Source organism: Sanguibacteroides sp. AM78-02pH3A, assembly GCF_027666085.1.
GTDB classification, from domain to species: domain Bacteria; phylum Bacteroidota; class Bacteroidia; order Bacteroidales; family Marinifilaceae; genus Gabonibacter; species Gabonibacter massiliensis.
Genome location: NZ_JAQEHX010000003.1, coordinates 506,943 through 527,983, shown reverse-complemented (window position 1 = coordinate 527,983; position 21,041 = coordinate 506,943). Strand labels below are relative to the sequence as shown.

The following is a 21,041-nucleotide window of genomic DNA, read 5'->3' as shown; positions in this document are numbered from 1 at the left end:
TGGATCGTGTAACGATGGGATAAATTCTCAACTTTTACGATTGATTCTTCCATACAATAGATTTACTTTATAATAGTGATTAAAAGGTATCCGCTCCATAATAGAAACCGGTTTCGTTAATACCCGCAACTCTTCCTCCGACATTCGCTTTCGATACCAATCTATAAGTAAGCAACTCATTATCGACAGCATAAACCATAACATCTCCATTCTCGCATCCGACAACCATATATTTATAACTATTATAAACAACAGTATATAGTAGTACCGTAACTTTAGAATCGACAGAGATCCATAGTTTATCCGAATAATTCTCCCCGAAATTAATACAATGTATTTCATTGCCTTTAGCATAAACCATTTTATTCGCAGGACCGGAATAACATCCGAAGGTCATAAGTATGTCCTCCGACGTCAAATACACCGGTAAAGCAACGGGAGCCGACTCCGTGTTCTCCAACACTTTCATATCGGAAGAGCTAAACCTGAAATCATACTTGTAGGTTTTACCTCCCTGATTGTAATAAATAGCATTCCCGGACACATAAGTTTTGCGATCATAAGTCGGACACAAGTGTATTACATCCACATCGGCCGGAATCTCCCAAAGAGGAAAAGGATAATAATTTCCGTCACCCTTAACCAAGGGACGTATTGTAGCATTCATACCATTATTTTCGGATTGGATAATCAATACCCTTCTGTTTTTCTCGTCAAAACAAAGAGGCTCACGATCCCGGGACACGTAAGTACTAAATTTAGTTACTTTATATCCCTTGCTATCAATAAAATAAGGATCTGACAAGTATTTTCCGGTCAAATAATTCTCTGACATTTGTCTTTTGAAAATACGTCCGTCTTGCGTAGCGATACAGGAAAGACGCAAGTTGTCAAACGCATCAGCCGGCTTAAAATTATCCGGAGTTCCATTCAAAAACTCGTCTTTCATATCGGTATACATCGTAAACGTCTCATTATTTAACTGGTATACTCCTTCTGTCGTCGTAATAAGAGAAGCTCCCGAAGTAGACGAAATATGCGGTGCCAAACAATTCCGTATCTTAAGCGGTTTACCCGGAATATCTTCCCCATTCATTTGATAATAAAGATCATCTTCCATAAAATACTCGTAAACCAAATTAGGACCGTCGTATCTTGTTTTCAAACGGAAATAAGAACATTTGGTCGCATCCGTATTTTTATCAGACACCACGACAAAACTTCCGATATAAAATTTCGGCCGGAACCCAAGATAAGCTCTTCCTATATAGGTAATACCATTTTGTTTATTGATAATACGTAATATTCCGGTTACGCCTGTTTTGGCTTTATTTAAATTCGCTCTTGCCATCACGGTATCCGTTTTCATTTCGAAATTGGACTCTTCCGAGATAATTGTACCGTTGACCTCCCATTCATACCGGAAAATATCCAATGCTGCCACAGAATCCTCACCAAAAGTAAAATCCTTGCCTTGAGGCATGAATTTCATCATTTCACCTTGCGTTCCGTTGATTCGTATCGGCTCGGTATTCGGGTCTATGATCCATTTCGGAGCGAGTCCCAAATCTTTATATGTATAATTACCTTCGTCTTTAAAACACCCAGTCAAAAGAGATGCTAAAAGAAGACAACCTAATAAAACTATATTTTTCATAGAATTCATTGTTAATCAGATTAAATTGCAACTTCGATTATACTACCATCAATGTCGGTAATGTCCTCTATCGGCTGTTCAGCCAACCACTCCTTAAATTCCATTACCAATTTGATCGCCTCATCCGGATGTTCTTCTATCAACTCTTTCCCCATTCGAGCCTCTTTATCAACATTATTCAAGAAAAGCTGGTATTTCTTTTGCGAATATTTTCCTAACAATCCGTCCACGACCTCCTGTGTCCACCACTCCGGTTGCATCGCAACTGAAGTCATAATAATTTTCGCCCGTCTGCGTTCTACCTGTCCCAAGCCCACGCCATCAGGCGGAACCAACTCTACTACAAGGCGTACACCTTCCGGTAGATCATCTAAACGATCCGATTTAATCAACTTGATATATATCGTATCTTTTATCACCTTAGCATCTTCTCCTATGGTGTTCGTATGGAAAACGTAAAAATCATCCAAATCGTATTCATTCGGATTAGCCGTTGTCTCCTCCTCTATGACCCTCAATCCGAACTTAATCTCAGAAGTCAAAGGAGTTCCTGAAAGCTGAACTTCAACAGGAACCGTTATGTCCGTCGTTCCTTCCGGATAAAAGAAAAAAGAGGTTACCGTGGAATCTGCTTCTTCCGTTCCGGGAGAAAAGGCATTCATATAAAACTTATCGAAAAATATTTCGTGCCCATCATGGAATGTCAAAACCTTATCTTCATCACAAGAAAAGAAGAACAGGGTTATTAAGATGGAAAGTGGAAATAAATACTTTTTCATAATTTCTATTTTTACAATCAATAATTATAAACTCTGGTTACTTGGAATCGGTACCAAATACTCGCTCCGACTCATCGGACGTACAACATTTTTTCCAAAATCGATATTAGCATCCAAACGCTTGTACAGATAGAAAAGCTGTCCTTCGGAAATCCATTCCCGACGAGCATCTCTGATCAATTCATCTACAAAATCGTTCCAACTACCAACCGTTATTTTTTCCGTACATCCTCTCTTTTCCCGAATATCGTTCAATATATTCTGAGCTTCACCGAAGTCTCCGTTACGTGCATGATATTCAGCCATGATATAACGCATTTCCGTAGCCCGGATAACGGGAAGAACACATAGATTTTCGTCCCGGGTTTCCTCGTTCTCACTGATAAACCATTTTCCAGAAATCGGATACTGCCCATTGCTGTTAGTCGCGTAGAAGATCATATTGAGAGCGCGATAGTCGGTTTTAGACTCATCAACTCCTCCTCGGGTATAAAATATCTTTTGTACATCTTGATTGATAACCAACCACGTCGGATAGGAACCGCTATAAAATTCCCGTTTAAAGAAATACTCCAGGCCTAAGTCGTTATACGCCTTTTCATTGTACACGGCAAAAATCAAATTAGAGATAACCTTCAAATCGGTCTTGGAATCCCAATCGCCTCTACGAATTCCATTGTAATCATCCTTTCCAAAAGCAGATTGCAGTCCGTAGTAATCTTTCACTTGGAAATCCATAATCTCCTTGGCACAATTAAAAGCCTCCAGATGCTTTCCGGCATATTGATATACACGGGCCAACAATGCCGTAATGGCATAATAATTCAAACGATAGCCTCTTCCTTTAAAAAAAGCATCTATTTTTGAACCGTTCGAATAATCATCATAGATAACGGTTCCAAAAGAAAATTGATTATTAAAACGAGCTTTACCCGTAATCTGCAAACCGACACCGATCTCCGAAGTATCCCACTCTTTTACCAGATCCCGTCCTTTTTCCAAATCGGTAATTACTTTCTCCAAAAAAGGCGTAACGGTTATACCGCTCGCTTGAATATTCGGGTAACGATCGACATAAGGAACATATATCTGGTTATCATCATGTACCGGCGCCGGTGCAAACAGACGCAACATATCAAAATGCATCAAAGCCCGACAGGCATAAGCTTCACCCAAGATCATATCTTTCTCCATCTTTCCCTCCTTAAACAAATCCTCGGATGCGTTTTCCACATTTTGTATCAGATTATTGGCATTGGCAATCACATTAAAAGCTGCTAACCACACGGCTTCAATCGTCGGTGTTAAATAACTGCTGGTATAATTGAAATCTCCCGCGTCGATATACAGTTGCCTACTGGTCACGTTGTTGGCAATTTTCAAAGAATATTGCTGAGACATACAATCCACCATTCCAAATGCCAATTCAACCCCGTACAAATTAGAGGATCCCATAGATTTATATAATCCGTTCAATACGGAGTGATATCCGGCCGATGTTGAGAAAACTTGTTCTTCGGTCGCCTGAGTATCCGGTTTCAAATCCAGCCACTCCTCACAAGACGCGAGAGTCAAAGCAGACAATACTACTATTATATTTATAATTTTCATATGATTAATCTTAAAAATTAGAAACCTACACTAATGGTAAAACTATAATTCTTAGCATACGGATAACTGGTTCCCCGCTCTTCTTTTATTGTTGACCACCTACATAAATCATTTGCATTGAACCGGATTCCAAGAGAGGTCAAGCTAATTTTTTGCAACAATTCTCTTTTGAAATCATACCCGACAGATAAACTGCTAAACGTCAGATAATCATCATCCTGAACCAAACGCGAAGTCGGTTTGGTTGTCGTATTATTAGTCAAATCGATATAAGGCGCAATATCCCCCGGTTTCTTCCACCTCTGTGAAAGAACCCGTTTATCCACGTTATTATCCTTTATATTAGCATTCTCCACTTTTGCCCGTAAAGTTTCGTTATAAGACTGGGAGCCCCATTGGTAAGAAAAATAAGCATTCACGTAAAATCCGCGATAATTCACATTGATTCCAAAAGTTCCGTTAGCGGTAGGACTTTGATCTCCCACGACAACCTGATCGTCCGCACACCAAGTATAAGAACTGGTTCCGTTTTTCTTGATAAATTTCTCTTTACCGTTTGCCGGATCAATGCCCGCTGATCGTACGGCATAAATAGCGGTGGTCGAAGCTCCTACATAATACTGGGTAAAAGGTGTAGCCATGAATTCTCTTCCATAAGAAGGCCAACTGGAATCGTACTCTTCGTTCAATTTTCTATTATACTCTTCCGTCGATTTACCGAGAGAGGTAATCTCATTCTTATTACCCGCCATATTACCGGTTAAAGTAACTACCCATTTATCATTCTGAAACACGGTAGCGCTTAGATTCACCTCGAATCCCTTATTTACCACACTACCCGAATTGGTGTAATATTGATCGAAACCGGATGAAGAACGAATGGTTACCTGATCGATCAAATCATTTGTTTTCTTGTGGTAATAGTTAGCCTCTATAGTATAACGATCATTAAAAAATCCCAAGTTAATACCGAAATCCAATGTATTTGTCTTTTCCCAGGTCAAATCCGTATTTCCCAAATAAACCAATTTAGTCGCCGGACCGGTATAATACCAGCTATCGGCATCCGTTTCATAGGTAGTAACGGCCGTATAAGGTTGGAAATTCACCTTACCCGTACTTCCGTAAGATCCGCGAATCCTCAATGTACTTATAAGCCAGTGATCTTGCAGCCATTTATAGTTATGGAAATTTACTCCGAGCCCGACAGACCAGAAAGGAGCAAAACGCTTATCCGACCCGAATTGAGAAGAACCGTCGAAACGAACAGAAGCATCCAACAAATAGATATTATCCAACGAATAATTCACCGAAGCCAAAAAGGCAAATAACCGGTCTTGGTTTCTGGAAACGTCCGTTTTATCCGGTTGTGTAGCCGCAAAGGCAGGAGTATTCATCGTTCCTAATTGGAATCCTTTAAAAAGCATATTATAACCTTCCGTTTTGGATTCCTTAATGTTCAACCCCATCGTCGCATTAACGAAATGTTTACCAAAAGCACGATTATAATAAAACATAGCGTTTATATTCCAATTATATCCCGTCGACAAAGAACGGGATAATTGCCCTTTCTCTTTAATTGCCGTATACTGGTAAGAGGGATCGTCCGGATCCTTAAAAGACTCGGTTTTGGAATCATTTTTCGTAACACTAAACTGCCCCTTAAACTGAAGTCCTTCCAAAATATACCAGTTAATATCCAGATTATCGGTTAAATCATAAATATGTCCTTTTCCGGAATAACTTTCCAACGTGGTCTTCCACAAGGGATTCGTAGTTCCGTCCGTCAATTGGGACAACAATTTACCGTCATCACCTTTATAAGCAAGATAAGGTTGTTTATTGGCGTATTCATTGAATGTTCCGTACGGTGAATCCTCCGAGCGAGTCATCGTGTAAGAGACATAATTACGAATCTGAAGTTTGTCCTTGTAACGAAAATCCACCGTTAAGCCGGCTCCCGCACGACTACGATACGATCCTCTCATCGCTCCGTCGTTACTATCATAATTGAAGTCCAAACCATACCGTACACTTTCGACACCGCCCTCCAAATAGAAACTATGTTTATGATTAAATACATTACGTAAAGGAAGAGCCAACCAGTCCGTATCTACCCCCCGCAACACCTCCGTCAATTTCTTATTATATTCCATCTCCCCGTACACATCATCGGAAAAAACTCCGGACAACCTCTCCACTTCCAGCTTTTCAGCAGCATTACACAAATTGTAATCGGATAAATCCGGTAATACCACTTCACCCGTGAAACTATAAGTAATTCTCATCTCCCCGGGTTGAGGAGCGACAGTCGTAATAACGATCACACCGTTCGCAGCTCTCGAACCGTACATAGCCGTAGCAGCAGCATCTTTCAAAATTGTCACGCTCTCGATACGGTTCATATCCATATCGTATATTTTTTGAGCGGACGCCTCGAATCCATCCAAAATAAAGACCGGAAGATTCGGGTTATCCTGGACGTTGGTCCGCTGTGTTTTTTTGGCATATTCCACATCCAAACCTTTTGCCATAGCAATACTGGACTCACCCCGGATATTGAATTCGGGTAAAGCATTAGGGTCAGACCCCCAAATCGAGTTGTCTTTCAAACGAACAGAAGGATCAAATATTTGAAGAGCCCCGATCAAACTCTTATTATTGGTCTTCATTAATTGTTCCTTGGTTACCTTAGTCACGTTTCCGGTAAAACTCTCCTTTCGTATCGTGTTGTATCCCGTTACAACCACATCTTTCAATCTCTGCTTTTCCTCCTTCATGGTTACGTTAATCGTATCTTGTCCGGTATATTTAATTTCCTGAGTTTCCATCCCCAAAAACTTAAATATCAATGTAATATCTTTCACATCCGGCAATCTCAACGAATACTTTCCGTCTACACCTGTAGTAGTTCCCAAATGTGTACCTTTAATCACAATTGCAACACCGGGAAGCGGAATCTTCTTCTCATCCATGACTTTACCGGCAATTCGAACTTCTTTCTTTTCATCTTTCGCAACCGTTTCTTTGATAATGATCATATCATTTTCTATTTCAGCCTTAAAGCCCGTTCCCTTTAACGCCGCATCCAACACCTCCTTTAGCAAAGCATTCTGCATATCAACGGTAATGGAATTAACCCGTTTCACTTTATTATAGTCATACAAAAAACCGACCTCACATTGACTCTTTATAGCTGAAATCAACTCTTCGATACCGGCATCTTTCAATTTTACACTCACTCTTTGATCTTGGGAATGTACCGCTGCATTCAATCCCAGATTGAACACTAACAAAAATAAACAAAGGGGTTTCATACATAATAGCACCTTACGACACCACCTTTTTTGCAAAGGTCTGTACAGTTTTCTTCTTTTTTTCATAAATTTGTATAGTTAAATTAGACACCTAAGGAGCAAGTCGGCAAACTTATCTCCTTTGAAGACAGGAGAAGACGATTCTCCTGTCTTATCGTTTTCGTACTTTCACTACATTTTTATCCACCGCAAATCTCACATCACCTACCTCCTCCAACAAATGAAGGATATAATTGAAATTATCAAAACGCTTCAACTCCCCAGAAAACAAAGCTTCCTTCGCATCGGCATTTTGATAAAAGACCGTAAAGTTATACCACCGGGATAAAATCGTTAATATATCCTCCAAGCGCTTTTTCTTAAAGACGTATTTCCCATCATGCCAAGCTACATACTCCTGAACATCCACCTGCTTTTTCACTACTAAATCGCATTTCTTATCGTACCGGAGCTGCATACCCGGTTCCAAAATATAAAGAGGGCCCGACTTGCTCTTAAAGTTCACCTCAACCTTTCCCTGTACTAAAGTTGTATGCACCTCCTCCTCGTCTCTGTAGCAAGTCACCCCAAAGCTCGTTCCCAAAACGGTAATCTCCATGTCCCCGGCATGCACGATAAAAGGACGAAGGGTATCTTTTTGTATCTCGAAATAGGCCTCGCCTTCCAAATAAATTTCACGACTCGTTCCGACAAAAGCAACCGGGTAAGTCAAACAAGATTCCGAATTTATGTATACCTTGCTTCCATCTTCCAAATCTACCGTATACTCCCCACCTCTTGGAACATCCAACTTGTGAAAGATCAATTTCCGCATAGAGTCCGTCTTTTGTATCCGAGCGGAATACACCAAACGAGTACTATCTACCTTTACTTCAATACCTGATTTTTCTTGGAAAGAATTATTTTGTTTACCTAAACGGTGTTGACTACCATCCGATAAATACAAAATGGCATCCCTGTGTCCTGGCGTTATCCGATGTACAGTAGGAACAGCCCTTAAAGATTTGTCATCTTTAACATTCAACAAAATAAAGATATACAACCCTATACATATCACGGCCACGGCACTCCAATAGACAAACATCGGCCGATGAAAATAGCTCAATCGTTGTTTTTTCTTCAGCTTACGAGCAAATACGATCCAAGCTGCCTCAATCTCTTCTTCTGAAAGCTGTTGGGCTTTTGGCATCTCGTTCATTCTCTTCATCTTTTCGAAGTATCGCCGATGCAACTTACTCTCGTTTAGCCACGTTTCAAACCTCCGATTCTCTTCCTCCGACAAGGTTCCTTCTATTTTCCTATAAATTAGAATCGTTGAAATCTCCATTTATACACAATACTTTTATCTTTTTATACTCTAAAACGGAGACCCTTTTGTTTTGTGTGACAAAATTTTTCAATATTTTTTTTGAAAAAATATTTTTATCATACCCCTTTGCCATACAACAAATTAGTGGCAACAAGCTATTGGCGCATACCGCACATTCATAAAAGAAGCCCCTTAACGGGCCTATTAACAAAAATGAATCGTACGTTCCGACAACTTTATACTTTATCTATATTTCTATTATTTCAATATTATTAATATTATAAAATAAACTCTAATCATTCTATTGCGTTATCAAAAAAAAGATCATATGAAATCGACAGATCTCCATGCAGGTATCCTGAATATGGGAAAAATGATTGAATACGCCGATCAGGGTATCATCAGCAAACAAATCATTAAGAATGAGGCAGGTAATATCACCCTATTCTCTTTCGATAAAGGACAAAGTTTAAGTGAACCCACGGCTCCGTTCGATGCTTTGGTGCAAATTCTCGACGGGAGAGCCCAAATTTACATCGATAAAAAATCATTTATCTTAGGAATCGGCGAAGCGATTATCATGCCGGCAAACACTCCTCACGCCCTAAATGCTGTCGAACGGTTTAAGATGTTACTTACGATGATCAAAGGATAACCGGAAATAACCCTGATAAATAAATCCATCGGTAGTGATCTAATGGCAATTCAACCTGCAAACAAACTTCATTACAGGCTAAATATCTCTATTTTAGAGCCGTTTCATAACGAGTACCGAAATCATATTCCTTCTCCATCCGTCAATCCCCATCGACGGATTCTTTTATATAGATCGGTGTATACTTGGATATACTATGTGATGATGAATAATAGACACGGACAACAATATAATTCTCCCCCCAATCCACTTCTTCCCGCTTCGGCGTCCATTCCAAACTTCCTTTAGGAGATTCTATTTTCCCTATATAAGTTTGAATTTTATCCTTCTTTTCCACGTAAACGGACATAGATAAAGGTTGATTTATTTCTGCTAAAACCGTCACAGACTGCCCCAACACGATCGTATCTTCGGATAAACCGACAGCATACTCCACATTTTTCGAATTATAAGGAGAATCCTCCCCTTTACTGCAAGAGAGTAGCATCCCTAAAAAAATAACGAACCCGACAAAACCGATATTTTTCATTATTCTTTGTTTAAATGACTTTCAAAGTTAATCTTGACTTTTCTTTTATGCAAATTCAAAGACTCCTATTTCGATGTACCCGTTAATTTTGCCAAACGATTTCCTTCTCTTTCGCAATCGCAAACAACCCCATCAGCAAGAAAACAGCCATGTTATCATCACTCAATTGTTCTCTCAACTTTTTATACCCGCGAGCAATCTGGGTACGGACGGTATTCATCGTAATCCCCAATTCATTAGAAATCTCCCAATATTTTTTCCCTTCGACAACGCTCATTAAAACGATTCGCTTACATTGATCCGGTAATGTCTCGATTGCACTTTGTATCTTCGCGTACAATCTTTCATCCACACATTTATCAATATCGGCCGCGTAGAGCATCGCTTCCGCCATCAAAAACTTATTACGATCCATTACTTTCAAATGTCGTAAATAATCGATGGCGGCATTCCGGGCCAGACAATACAGCCAAGATTTCAAATTAAAATCATTCGGAAAAGAAGAACTATTTTCATACAATTTTAAAAAAATATCCTGAACCAAATCCTTGGCCGTATTCCGATCCCCAATATGTCTCTCCACAAACAAGACAAGCACCTTATAGTACATTTTAAATACTATTTCGTACGCTTCGGGATCTCTTTTTTTCAATCCCTCAATATAAATGTTGTCTTCCTTTGATTTAACTATCAACTCCTTATATCTTTAATCCCGGTTTTTATTTTAGCTTACAAAATCCATTTATTGGAATTTTCAAAAATATTAAAATTATTTCAACTCATCAACTACAAATTATCAAATATTATTACAATTATATCCAATACCAGCAACTACACAATTTGGTTTAAAGTAGATCAAATTTAATCTTTATAATCGCTCTATTTTAGAAAAAAATAAGTTCCCCTCGTCATACCTTAAATCGGAAGCATCCCGTGATAACTCGGATGACGGTTCTCGAACGTCCAAATCAACATGAAGAACCCTCCCTCTCGTTCCAAAATCGAAAAAAATAAAAATAAATAATATCATAAGAAAGGACAATTTTTAATGCGTTATCAGACACTTATATTAATTTTGTGACGTGACACCCTTATGAACGTTTGTTGAATGCTTAAAATTAACAATATCCGTCGTGTTGTTAGGAATACCGAGCAACAAGCATATTTGGTTATGGAAGCGTTTAGCTTTATCCCGTTTTTAGAAATCTGATATATTTCAAGTGATACGGGGATTAGCGTTACAAACGTTCATGCTTTTCGTATATATGAAAACGTATATAGGTTTAGCGTGGAGTGTCGTTTTATCTTGTACCACAGGTTTACCAGAACCTCTGAAACAGATAACTCTAACAGTTCCCACGCTTGAACCGAAATACATTCTATATAAGTCTGATATATAATTGTTATATATTGCTTTCTTATGAATATGGTACCGTAAAGTTCCCGTTGCTTGTTAGTTTCCCGAAAGCAATAATAACTATCACAGCATAGATTTGCCATTGCTTTGAATATTGATTCCATTGAAATATCAAAGGATTCAATTTTTGCAGCTTCATGTATCCTTCATCGTAAATATTGGTGTATTTTTTATGCTCAAATTTAATATAGAACAAGCAAAAACAGAGCTATGATATTCTTATCAAAAGATATATAATACACCTGTTTTGAAATTAAGCCGTATTTAGTGCGAAACATAAACGTCAACTATGCTTAAGCATAGAAATAATAATAAATATTATTTGAATATGGGCATCTGTCACGAGCTTACAGAGGAAGATATAAAGTTCCGCTATATCAACTATGCCATCATTAGCAATTAATGGACGAAAGATAGTATCTTCATGGAACAGCATGTTAAGTTTACCGATGGTAAAATCAACTTGCATGGTAATTTTGTGCATCGTGAAAAGCCGAAATTCGCAGACTATGTGCTCTATGCAAACAAGGCAACTCCCATAGCTGTCTATAGACTAAAAACACCAATCACCCTGTTTCGCATGGGCTGCAACAGGCTATGGAATATGCTAAATGCTTGATGTGAATTTTGCTTTCAGTTCAAACGGAGAAGGTTTTGCGGAACATGACTTTCGGACGGATAAGGAGAGAACTTTCGGAATGGATGAGTTTCCATTCTCGCTTCCAGGTCTTTGAATTCTCCGACGTCGATGCAGAAGCGCACCAGCGTGCGTACCTTATGGAAACCGTAACGTCCGGCTGCTCCGGGGTTAATCTGGAGCATATTCAGGCTGCGGTCGTATTTGACTTTGAGGATATGCGAGTGTCCGCTGACGAACAAACGTAGCGGGCGCACTAACAATGTGCCGACGATGGAAGGGGCGTACTTGCCGGGATAGCCTCCGATGTGCTTTATCAGTATGTCGGTTCCATCTACGGTGAAACGATTCAACAACGGAAAGCGTTGTCTCAGGTCCTGGCCGTCGATGTTGCCATATACTGCGCACGGGAGGCGGAATGCCGAAAGGCGGTCGGCTACCTCGGCGGAACCGATGTCGCTCGCGTGCCAGATTTCGTCGCATTCAGCAAAGTATTGTTTGTATCGCTCGTCCCACCAGGCGTGGATGTCCGATAAAAGTCCGATTCGTATCATTGCTTTTCTTTTGATTTGGACGACTAAAGATATTATATTGATTGCGATAAGCGGTGGGAAGCATCCTGCGATTGTCGATGTAAACGGAAAATATTGTAAGAAGCGTGTGCTTCATTCTTGTCTTTGAGAACCTGAGAAATTATCAAAACACTCGAGAATGGCACAGGCGGTTTCCTACGCGGATTTCAGCGTGGGTCTGCTGTCTATCTATCGAGTGTAAGGTTTTCTCAGGACTGTCAAAGATAATGGGTAGCACGTAGTTTTACGCTTATTCTTCTTCATGTTAATGCTCATAAATAAGATTTCTTTTGCCACAAAGAACTAAAAAATTTAGTTGGGCTACAAAAGTACTTTCCCAATCCATTATAAAAAACACATAATCACCTGGAAGCAAGATAATCAATAAGCAAACGAGTCTGATAACGACGCGAATATTGACGAATATTATCCCAATTACGAGGCAAAACTTCACGATTTTGCCATATACGATAGCACTTCATAATGACCTCTTTAATGCCTTTTATATCAGACTCGTCTACTACAAAGCCTGCCTTGGTCTCCTCCATTAAAGCACCAACAACATCAGTAGGATCATACATAGCTATAATTGGCTTATTAGTAGCCAGATAATCAAGAAGCTTTCCTGAATAAACTCCCTTGCGCCCTTTGGGATGTACCATGACTAAGACATCTGTTTCATAAACTGATATCCTTATGGCTTCATCATGGATTACAGCATCAAGTTCCTCAACATTAGACTTTATGGAATCGGGAATATTCAACTTCATATAATTTCCTACTATCTTTATTTTACTGTCGGCCGGTAACCGTCCTTCACATATTAATTCAGAATAAGCCTTAAACCAATTATCAGGAGTTATCTGGCCATAAAAGTGACCTATATATCCCATAGTGAAGTGGTTTTGGAAATTGGTTTCATGAACTTCTTCATAGTCATAGCCATTTCTGATCTCAAGAAAGCGATCATGTATAGTCATAGCCCGGAAATCGTCTAGAATCGGCTTCGACACAGACAACACTAAATCGGCATTATTCAATATCCGACGTTCAGGCCCCGCAAGTCTACGGGATATTTTCCACCTGTCTTTCGGCCATTTAATCTTCGACATCTCGTCACGCATGTCAGCTACCCAATAAAACTGATATCCCTTCCTACGCATAGCCAAAGCGATCATGTGCGGTGACAACATCCCATAAGTAGTCAATACCACATCAAATTTCCTGCTATCAAACAGCGTTTTCACACGTTTTTGAGCCCTAATACGCCATAAACGTTTGTCATCAAGCGTCAAACGGTATTCCAAAGCCCGAACAATACGCCGGGGAACCCACTTCCGCCGAGATTGCAAATATTGGTGCAATTGCTGTTCAGAAATAACAGGATCCTTAAGATAATGTATTTCACACCCCTCCCAAAACGTCGTATAATCACAACAACCTTCAGTAACTACAGTCACTTCATAACCGACTTCATGAAAATATTTGGCAAAAGCATTAATCCGAAAAGAAGCTATTCTATTATTCGGGAAAAAGTAATTAGATATTATCAATATATTCATAACGTTATGGATTGTTTGTTTTTAATCTAAACGTGGACAACACCGACTTTATTAAAGAAAAATATCTGATGCCGGCAATGCGAGAGACAAAAATATAAACCATGAGATAGGCAAATGAGCCAATGACAAAACGAACCAATTCACCATTAGCATTGCACAATTCCAAAATTACCTTAGACACCAAACCAGCTAACAATGAACTCACCAACAACCTGACAAGGCCACCCCACGGTATCATGCGAGAAAGACTGACATCGAACATACGGGAGATAGATTTCATCAGAAGAATCAGGCATAATATGGTAGTGGAGACAAATATCACGGCAATACCGGTAAAAGACGGAAAAAATCGAACACAGACGATATCGAGACAGACAATCAGGATGGCAATAAACAAATGAATATTTGCAAAAACATTTCCCTTTCCGACCGCAAACATTATCGGACCGTAGGGAAGCACTCGAACAAAATTAACTACTGTAATGATGCGAAACAGATGTGCCGCATCTTGATAACCATTCCCAAACAAAAACATCATTATATCCTCGGCGAAAATAAAACAATATATAGCCACCGGATATATCAATGCCGCTGATTTATAGACTGTCCTGTTCCACAACGATACGTACTCACTTTTAGAAGTACCGGCGCAGCGCATTCTCAAAAACTCAGGCAGCATAACAGTCCCGACAGCACTGACAATCATGTTCGCCAACGGTAATTCACGAAATCCGTTGGCGAATACGGCAAATTCACATTCTCCAAAATATCGGCTTACAAAAAACGGGCTTGACGACAATATGATGAATCCATATATTCCTGCATAAAAAACAGGCAAAGAGAACCTGAAAACATCGACAAGCCTTAGCGAACTGCACACAGACCCAATACCAGAGAAAGGAATATACATCAATAGCAGGCCGACGGCACATGTCAGTGCCGATGCAACCACAAAACCTGTAACTGCACCTTTAATCCCGGTGTCAAAAACCGTCACTGCCATTACCACACATACCAGCGTTACCAAACGACTTATCAACACATAAATAAAAATAAGCCGAGTCTTCTTATAGACCGTAAGGACACCCTCGACACCAATAACCGGCATTAGCAACAAGGGTACTGGAGAGAAGCAGCGAATATACTGGTCTAACATAGGATTGCCCAGTAACCCGGCAATCCATCCGGATCCGCAAAATAAGGTCAGGGAAAACAATGCACCAAGCAACATAAACAGCATATTAAGCTTACAGACCACTGAACGTCCTTCGTTAACCGGCACCAATGTCAAGAAATAGGAATAACTCTTGGGAAGGCCCAAAGAAAATATAATCAACAACGTGTTATATACATAGAATATTTGGCAGTATGTACCGTAAGCGGATTGATCCATGAAACGGCTCAATATTGACGCCAATGCCAGTGACATACAAAAAGATGCCATATTAGCCAGACCAAGCCACGCTGTAACTGCCGTACGGCTCTCGCCCATTGCAGGAGGCATATTCTTGACGTTTTTACACATAATCATTCGGCACAACAATCACAATGTCCAATATTTCATATTCTTTATACGACCTCGATAAATTCCTTTCAAATCAGCTAACAAAGCATCCTTGTCAATGGTTATCGATAAGAAATAGTTTTCGTCCAAATCCAAAAAATCGCTATGTCCTACAGTAACAATGACAACATTATAAGGGGGACAGATATTTGAGGACATATCAACCCCAAAAACTTTTTTGACATTAGCCATATCAGCATGAGGGTCTACCAGATCGATCGCAACGCCACCCGCCATTAACAATTCCCTAAGACGGAATACGGCCGGATTGCGAATATCATCGGAATTATCTTTATAGGTGACTCCCATTATCAATGCCTTTGCCGGCTTTGGGCGAGACAGGTCAATCCTATCAAGTACCGAACGGGCTATATAGTCTGACATACCATCGTTTACTACACAACTATACTTGATCAAAGGTAAATCCATTCCCCAATGACGAGCTTCGGAAATTAAATAATACGGATCTACAGGGATACAATGCCCGCCAACCAAACCGGGAGCATAAGAGGAAAAATTCCATTTTGTAGAAGCCAAATCGAGCACCTCGCGCAGGCTCATCCCCATATGCGAAAATAATGCGGACAATTCGTTCACCAATGCAATATTAACTGCACGTTGAACATTCTCTACGATTTTTGACGCCTCGGCCACCTTAATGGAGGAAGCCGCATGTACACCGGCTGTAATAACATAGCCGTAAATTTTCTGTAATTCCTCAGTGGCAGCCTTATCAATGCCTGACACAACTTTCGGAGTATTAGATAAAGTATGCGCCGAATCACCGGGATTTATACGTTCAGGAGAATAACCAACTTTAAAATCAATGCCACACCTTAATCCCGAGATTTTTTCCAACAATGGCACACACTCAGACTCTGTACAACCAGGATACACCGTAGACTCATACACGACATAATCACCTAACTGTAAATGAAGACCGACAGTACGCGTAGCAGACATGAGCTGAGATAAATCGGGACGCATGTACCTGTCAACGGGAGTACCTACCGTCACAATAAAGAGGGACGCATCGTCAAGAGCACTATCAGAGGATGTGACATTCAACGACTGTGATAAATGAACACATTCGTCACGAAGATGATTCACACGGGACTCGGATATGTCATAAGCTATCACATTAAAGATTTTGGAAAACTCCAACGCAACAGGAGCACCCACATACCCAAGCCCAATAACAGCCACAGAAGTCTCTCGATCAAGAAGACGCTGAAATATCGTACTCATGTCATTCATATTCAAAAATCACATTACCACACCGATGATACTTTATTCCCGACTCAGGACACACGGCATTATCATTACAGTCAAACTCAAGCATATGGCCATAACGACTCATCCAACCAATCTGCCGACTTGGTACACCGATCACTACAGCATAATCAGGAACATTATGAGTTACCACACATCCAGCTGCAATAAATGCATAGCAACCAATTGTCACTCCGCAAACCACGGTTGCATTAGCACCAATGGTAGCCCCCCTACGCACAATCGTTTTCTCATAATTTCCTCGCCGGGAAATCTCGCTGCGAGGATTGCGGACATTAGTAAAGACACACGAGGGACCTAAAAAGACATCATCCTCGCAAATGACTCCTTCATACAGAGACACATTGTTCTGAATCTTAACATTTCGCCCAATAGTGACACCAGATGCTATCATAACATTCTGCCCCAAATTGCAGATATCACCAAGAACAGCTCCGCACATGACATGAGAAAAATGCCAAATCTTACATCCGCGTCCTATTCTTGCTCCCGGATCAACTACCGCAGTAGGATGAATAAATATATCATCCGTACATTCACAATAATTACACATACTTACTTGTAAAAATTCTTTATAGCCTCTATCACAATCCTTTGATCATCTTCTGTAATATTTCCATGCATAGGAATAGACAAAACGGATTCAGAAAGTGTTAAGGCATTTGTTATTTTCTTATCCATCGAACACGCCTTATGGTAGGCTGGCTGCAAATGTAACGGCTTAGGATAATAAACCATAGATTCGATACCGGCTTCCTTTAATGCCCTGCGCAGGCTATCGCGAGTTTCGGAAGGAACTTTTAGTGTGTACTGATGATATATATGGGTTCCGAAAACAGCCTCAACAGGAGTCTGAATCATAGGGACATCTGACAACATGGCTGTATAAACAGCAGCCGCATGACGCCGATGAGCAATCCATCGGTCAAGATGAGGTAGCTTAACCCTCAATACCGCAGCCTGTAAGGTATCAAGACGGGAATTTAAACCAACATAATAATGATGATATTTTACACCTTGTCCATGATTAGCAAGCGACTTAATCTTATGAGCAAGCTCAGGATCATCAGTAAACAACGCACCACCGTCACCAAAGCACCCAAGCACTTTGCTCGGAAAGAAAGATGTACAACCGACCAAACCTATCGTTCCTGCATATCGACTACTTTTATCGGAAAACACGAATCGGGATCCCAACGACTGAGCATTATCCTCTATTACCACGAGCCGATATCTGTCAGCTATCTCCATAATCCGCTCCATGTCACATGGCTGACCAAACAAATGTGTTGGAATGATGGCTTTAGTACGAGAAGTAATCAACCGTATCACACTTTCATAATCAATATTAAACGTAATAGGATTGACATCGGCAAATACCGGATGCCCTCCAAGAAGAACTACCGCCTCTGCAGCGGAAACAAACGAAAAAGAGGGAATAATAACTTCATCACCAGGACACAATCCGACAGCCATCAAAGCCAGAATAATCGCATCGGTACCATTGGCACATCCTATGCAATGCCGGGCACCGACATACTCAGCCAACTCAACCTCAAAAGCATGTACATCGGTTCCATTGATAAACGAGCCGCCAATCATGACATCACCCACGGCGCAATCCATTTTGTCTCGCAAATCAGAATATTGTGCCTGGAGATCAACCATCTTTATCATCGGAAATAGAATTTAAAATACAAACCGGACAAAGGGATGGCAATCTCCTGTCAATGCAGAAACAGACTCCTTTTGTATCATTGAAGCTGTCTCAATGGCAGGTGCAGCGTCAGCAATAGAGAAACCATCTCCTTGAAAAATACGTTCGTAACAGAGTGTGTGGAGATTAGAAAAACCATTAGAAAAATCAAACTTTTCGCCATCAATATCAAGCCTGCGACAGGAAGACTGATCGGCCGCATACGTACGGTTGATACTCAAAAAGAACTTCACTCTGGCTCGTTTAAGTAGCATTACCCCGGCAATGCAATCGGAAGCGGAGTGATGCACATAGAAATTATCCATGCTTCCGAACACCCATAGCAACATATCAATGAAGTGAACCCCAATATTCAGTATTAATCCGCCACTGCGGGACAGGTCACCTTTCCATGATTCGGCATACCATTTTCCGCGAGGAACCACATAAGTAAGTTCAACATCATGTATGCAATCAGATGACTGTATGTCAACCAGTTGCTTTAAGCGTACTATTTCAGGGTGAAGCCGCAATTGCAAAATCGGATATACGCGATGTCCTGATTGTATCTCAGCCTCTCTCATTATAAAAAGTTCCTCACCATTCAATGCCAAAGGCTTCTCGCAAATAACATCTGCTCCAGCTCTCAAGCCCATAATAGAGTGTTTATAATGAAGATGATTGGGGGTACACACGGCCAGGTAATCCACACTCTTTTCAATCGCCTTTACAAACGTCTCATAATCAGTGGTAAAATAAGCGTCAGGGAAATAACTATCAATAACGCCCACACTATCAGACAAATCATGAGCCATGACCAAATCGCATCCCAAACTTTTCATGGCAGCAAGATGGCGAGTCGCCACATATCCCGCCACTCCAATAAAGCCTAAACGTTTCATCAACAAAATATTATATTCACCTTAATTTTCAGAGTCTATTTAAATCTACCCAAACCATTCCTTTATGGTTTTCTCTGAACGGTGCCAAGCATGATTCATGCCGACTTTTCTCAGTGCGAAATTACTTATATTATATACATATTACAAAATCCCCCCTCCTTTTTAAATAATTTAACGCGGGTGCGACTGACATAGGACATCAAACATTTTTTTCAACACATCGAACGGAAGTGCCTGGCGGACGGCGCTCGTGTCGTCGGGATCGAATTTGCGGATACACTCTATAACAGCTTACTTATTCTCACAGTCAAAATAGTCTGCAAGCGGGTGTTTCTGTATCTTTTTCTTTCCGGTTGTGTATTATAACTTGAACGTTGCATCAATATTATTTTCCGCTAAATTTGTTGCACTGACATTTTTGTCATTACCTGCCTCCAGTTCAGCACAGCAGTAGCAATCTGCAAAGCCCATTCACCGACATGGCCTTTCTTCATGGCCTTGTTCATGGAGAAGTATCTGTCCCAGTCTACTCGGATACGGAAGCCGTTCCTGATGGGTATAACTACAATCTGTCTGGCGACAAAAGAGCAACCGAGTTTGTCGGCATTGGCCACCTTCGGGTTCTTCATCTGTCTATAATACTTATCATCGCCTCGAAACTCTTGCCGTAATACAACCGGTTAAATCACCTATCTGGGAATTGAGGTACACAATATCATTTTTATGAAAAAAATTCTCATGTTAGCGGTTATTATCGCAAGTACGGCAATTGTGCAAACGCACAAGAATCAAGGTTCGGCGTAAGAGGCAATATGAATCTCTCGAACATTATGAACAAGTACGATGGTTCTCTTGCAGAAGGAGACAAAGCATCGGATTATGAAAATGATTTCAAAAGTCGTTTAGGATTTAAAATCGGTGTGATTTACGATTGGGGACTTAGTAAAGCATTTTATATTCAACCCGGATTGTATTTCTCTACCCAAAGTGCGCATGACAGTGAAAAAGAAGAAGGCGATAAATATGAACAAAAATGGAAGCTGAATTATTTACCGTTATCGATCCTCGCTTCGTATAGGATTGCATTGAGCGACAATATGAAATTACATATCAACGCTGGTCCATATTTAGCGCTTGGATTAGGAGGAAAAGTAAAATGGAACGCAACAATCGGCGGGGAAAAATACAAGGGAGACTACAAAGCTTTTGGAACAACCAAATCGGGTGATGACGAGTCTGAAGATGAGTCAGACAACAGAAAAGGCGGTCTAAAAAGATTTGACGCCGGGTTAAGCTTTGGAATCGGAGTTTCAATTAAAAAGTTTTACGTCGGTTTAAATTATGATCTGGGATTGGCAAATATTGCCGATAAGGATCAATGGAAAGATTATAAAATTAAGAATCGTAATTTTTCAATCGGAGTTGGCTATAATTTTTAACTCTTCTCCGCTCTTTTCCATTCGAGTTTAAAATAGAACATTAAAAAGACTGCCGAAAAAACATTCTTAAAAAAAAATCCAAAAGCTTGTCACCCGTTTTCA

General features: G+C 40.2%; 15 protein-coding genes and 3 pseudogenes. 3 read left to right on the top strand and 15 right to left on the bottom strand.

Going from position 1 to position 21,041, the window contains the following annotated elements; translation table 11 throughout:
* Positions 1-79: 79 nt before the first annotated feature.
* The 5 genes from PGR74_RS07185 to PGR74_RS07165 form a co-directional block, all read right to left on the bottom strand.
* Positions 80-1,657 carry a PKD-like family lipoprotein gene (locus PGR74_RS07185; protein WP_270516879.1) on the bottom strand — a complete coding sequence of 526 codons (1,578 nt, stop codon included), beginning with the start codon at positions 1,655-1,657 and terminating at the stop codon, positions 80-82.
* Positions 1,658-1,677: 20 nt separating this feature from the next.
* Entirely contained in the window at positions 1,678-2,436 is a 759-nt protein-coding gene (locus tag PGR74_RS07180) for a DUF4843 domain-containing protein (RefSeq protein ID WP_041505153.1), read from the bottom strand.
* Positions 2,437-2,460: 24 nt separating this feature from the next.
* On the bottom strand, positions 2,461-4,047 hold the full coding sequence (locus PGR74_RS07175) for a RagB/SusD family nutrient uptake outer membrane protein (protein WP_041505152.1): 1,587 nt from the start codon (positions 4,045-4,047) through the stop codon (positions 2,461-2,463).
* A 17-nt stretch (positions 4,048-4,064) separates the two neighbouring features.
* Positions 4,065-7,430 (bottom strand): SusC/RagA family TonB-linked outer membrane protein, encoded by a 3,366-nt coding sequence (locus tag PGR74_RS07170; RefSeq protein ID WP_041504418.1) that lies wholly within the window; start codon positions 7,428-7,430, stop codon positions 4,065-4,067.
* A gap of 85 nt (positions 7,431-7,515) precedes the next feature.
* Positions 7,516-8,691 (bottom strand): FecR family protein, encoded by a 1,176-nt coding sequence (locus PGR74_RS07165; RefSeq protein ID WP_052634861.1) that lies wholly within the window; start codon positions 8,689-8,691, stop codon positions 7,516-7,518.
* A 310-nt stretch (positions 8,692-9,001) separates the two neighbouring features.
* Here PGR74_RS07165 and PGR74_RS07160 point away from each other — a divergent pair, with 310 nt between their 5' ends.
* Positions 9,002-9,328 (top strand): cupin domain-containing protein, encoded by a 327-nt coding sequence (locus PGR74_RS07160; protein WP_041504417.1) that lies wholly within the window; start codon positions 9,002-9,004, stop codon positions 9,326-9,328.
* 142 nt (positions 9,329-9,470) lie between these two features.
* Here the strand turns inward: PGR74_RS07160 and PGR74_RS07155 are convergent, their stop codons facing one another.
* Both PGR74_RS07155 and PGR74_RS07150 read right to left on the bottom strand, forming a co-directional pair.
* Complete coding sequence (locus tag PGR74_RS07155; RefSeq protein WP_270516878.1) at positions 9,471-9,857, bottom strand: hypothetical protein; 387 nt, start codon at positions 9,855-9,857, stop codon at positions 9,471-9,473.
* Positions 9,858-9,939: 82 nt separating this feature from the next.
* Complete coding sequence (locus PGR74_RS07150) at positions 9,940-10,509, bottom strand: RNA polymerase sigma-70 factor (protein WP_235375110.1); 570 nt, start codon at positions 10,507-10,509, stop codon at positions 9,940-9,942.
* Positions 10,510-11,602: 1,093 nt separating this feature from the next.
* Here PGR74_RS07150 and PGR74_RS14130 point away from each other — a divergent pair.
* Positions 11,603-11,987 (top strand): annotated as a pseudogene (locus tag PGR74_RS14130) (type I restriction enzyme HsdR N-terminal domain-containing protein); the annotation flags it as partial.
* Positions 11,988-11,994: 7 nt separating this feature from the next.
* Here the strand turns inward: PGR74_RS14130 and PGR74_RS07145 are convergent.
* From PGR74_RS07145 to PGR74_RS07110, 8 genes and pseudogenes are all read right to left on the bottom strand, one after another.
* A pseudogene (locus tag PGR74_RS07145) lies at positions 11,995-12,465 on the bottom strand (metallophosphoesterase family protein); the annotation flags it as partial.
* A gap of 380 nt (positions 12,466-12,845) precedes the next feature.
* Positions 12,846-14,045, bottom strand: a complete 1,200-nt coding sequence (locus PGR74_RS07140) for a glycosyltransferase (protein ID WP_041504414.1) — start codon at positions 14,043-14,045, stop codon at positions 12,846-12,848.
* Positions 14,046-14,049: 4 nt separating this feature from the next.
* Positions 14,050-15,549 (bottom strand): lipopolysaccharide biosynthesis protein, encoded by a 1,500-nt coding sequence (locus PGR74_RS07135; protein ID WP_052634859.1) that lies wholly within the window; start codon positions 15,547-15,549, stop codon positions 14,050-14,052.
* A gap of 39 nt (positions 15,550-15,588) precedes the next feature.
* Positions 15,589-16,857 carry a nucleotide sugar dehydrogenase gene (locus PGR74_RS07130; protein ID WP_235375109.1) on the bottom strand — a complete coding sequence of 423 codons (1,269 nt, stop codon included), beginning with the start codon at positions 16,855-16,857 and terminating at the stop codon, positions 15,589-15,591.
* A 1-nt stretch (position 16,858) separates the two neighbouring features.
* On the bottom strand, positions 16,859-17,455 hold the full coding sequence (locus tag PGR74_RS07125) for an acyltransferase (RefSeq protein WP_052634856.1): 597 nt from the start codon (positions 17,453-17,455) through the stop codon (positions 16,859-16,861).
* A gap of 2 nt (positions 17,456-17,457) precedes the next feature.
* On the bottom strand, positions 17,458-18,579 hold the full coding sequence (locus PGR74_RS07120; RefSeq protein WP_181416522.1) for a DegT/DnrJ/EryC1/StrS family aminotransferase: 1,122 nt from the start codon (positions 18,577-18,579) through the stop codon (positions 17,458-17,460).
* 12 nt (positions 18,580-18,591) lie between these two features.
* The gene (locus PGR74_RS07115) at positions 18,592-19,500 is read right to left on the bottom strand and encodes a Gfo/Idh/MocA family protein (protein ID WP_041505150.1); all 909 of its coding nucleotides are present in this window, start codon (positions 19,498-19,500) and stop codon (positions 18,592-18,594) included.
* 395 nt (positions 19,501-19,895) lie between these two features.
* Positions 19,896-20,129 (bottom strand): DUF6043 family protein, encoded by a 234-nt coding sequence (locus PGR74_RS07110; protein WP_052634854.1) that lies wholly within the window; start codon positions 20,127-20,129, stop codon positions 19,896-19,898.
* 159 nt (positions 20,130-20,288) lie between these two features.
* Between PGR74_RS07110 and PGR74_RS07105 the strand changes: the two are divergent.
* Positions 20,289-20,939: pseudogene (locus PGR74_RS07105) on the top strand (porin family protein); the annotation flags it as partial.
* Between the last annotated feature and the right edge of the window lie 102 nt (positions 20,940-21,041).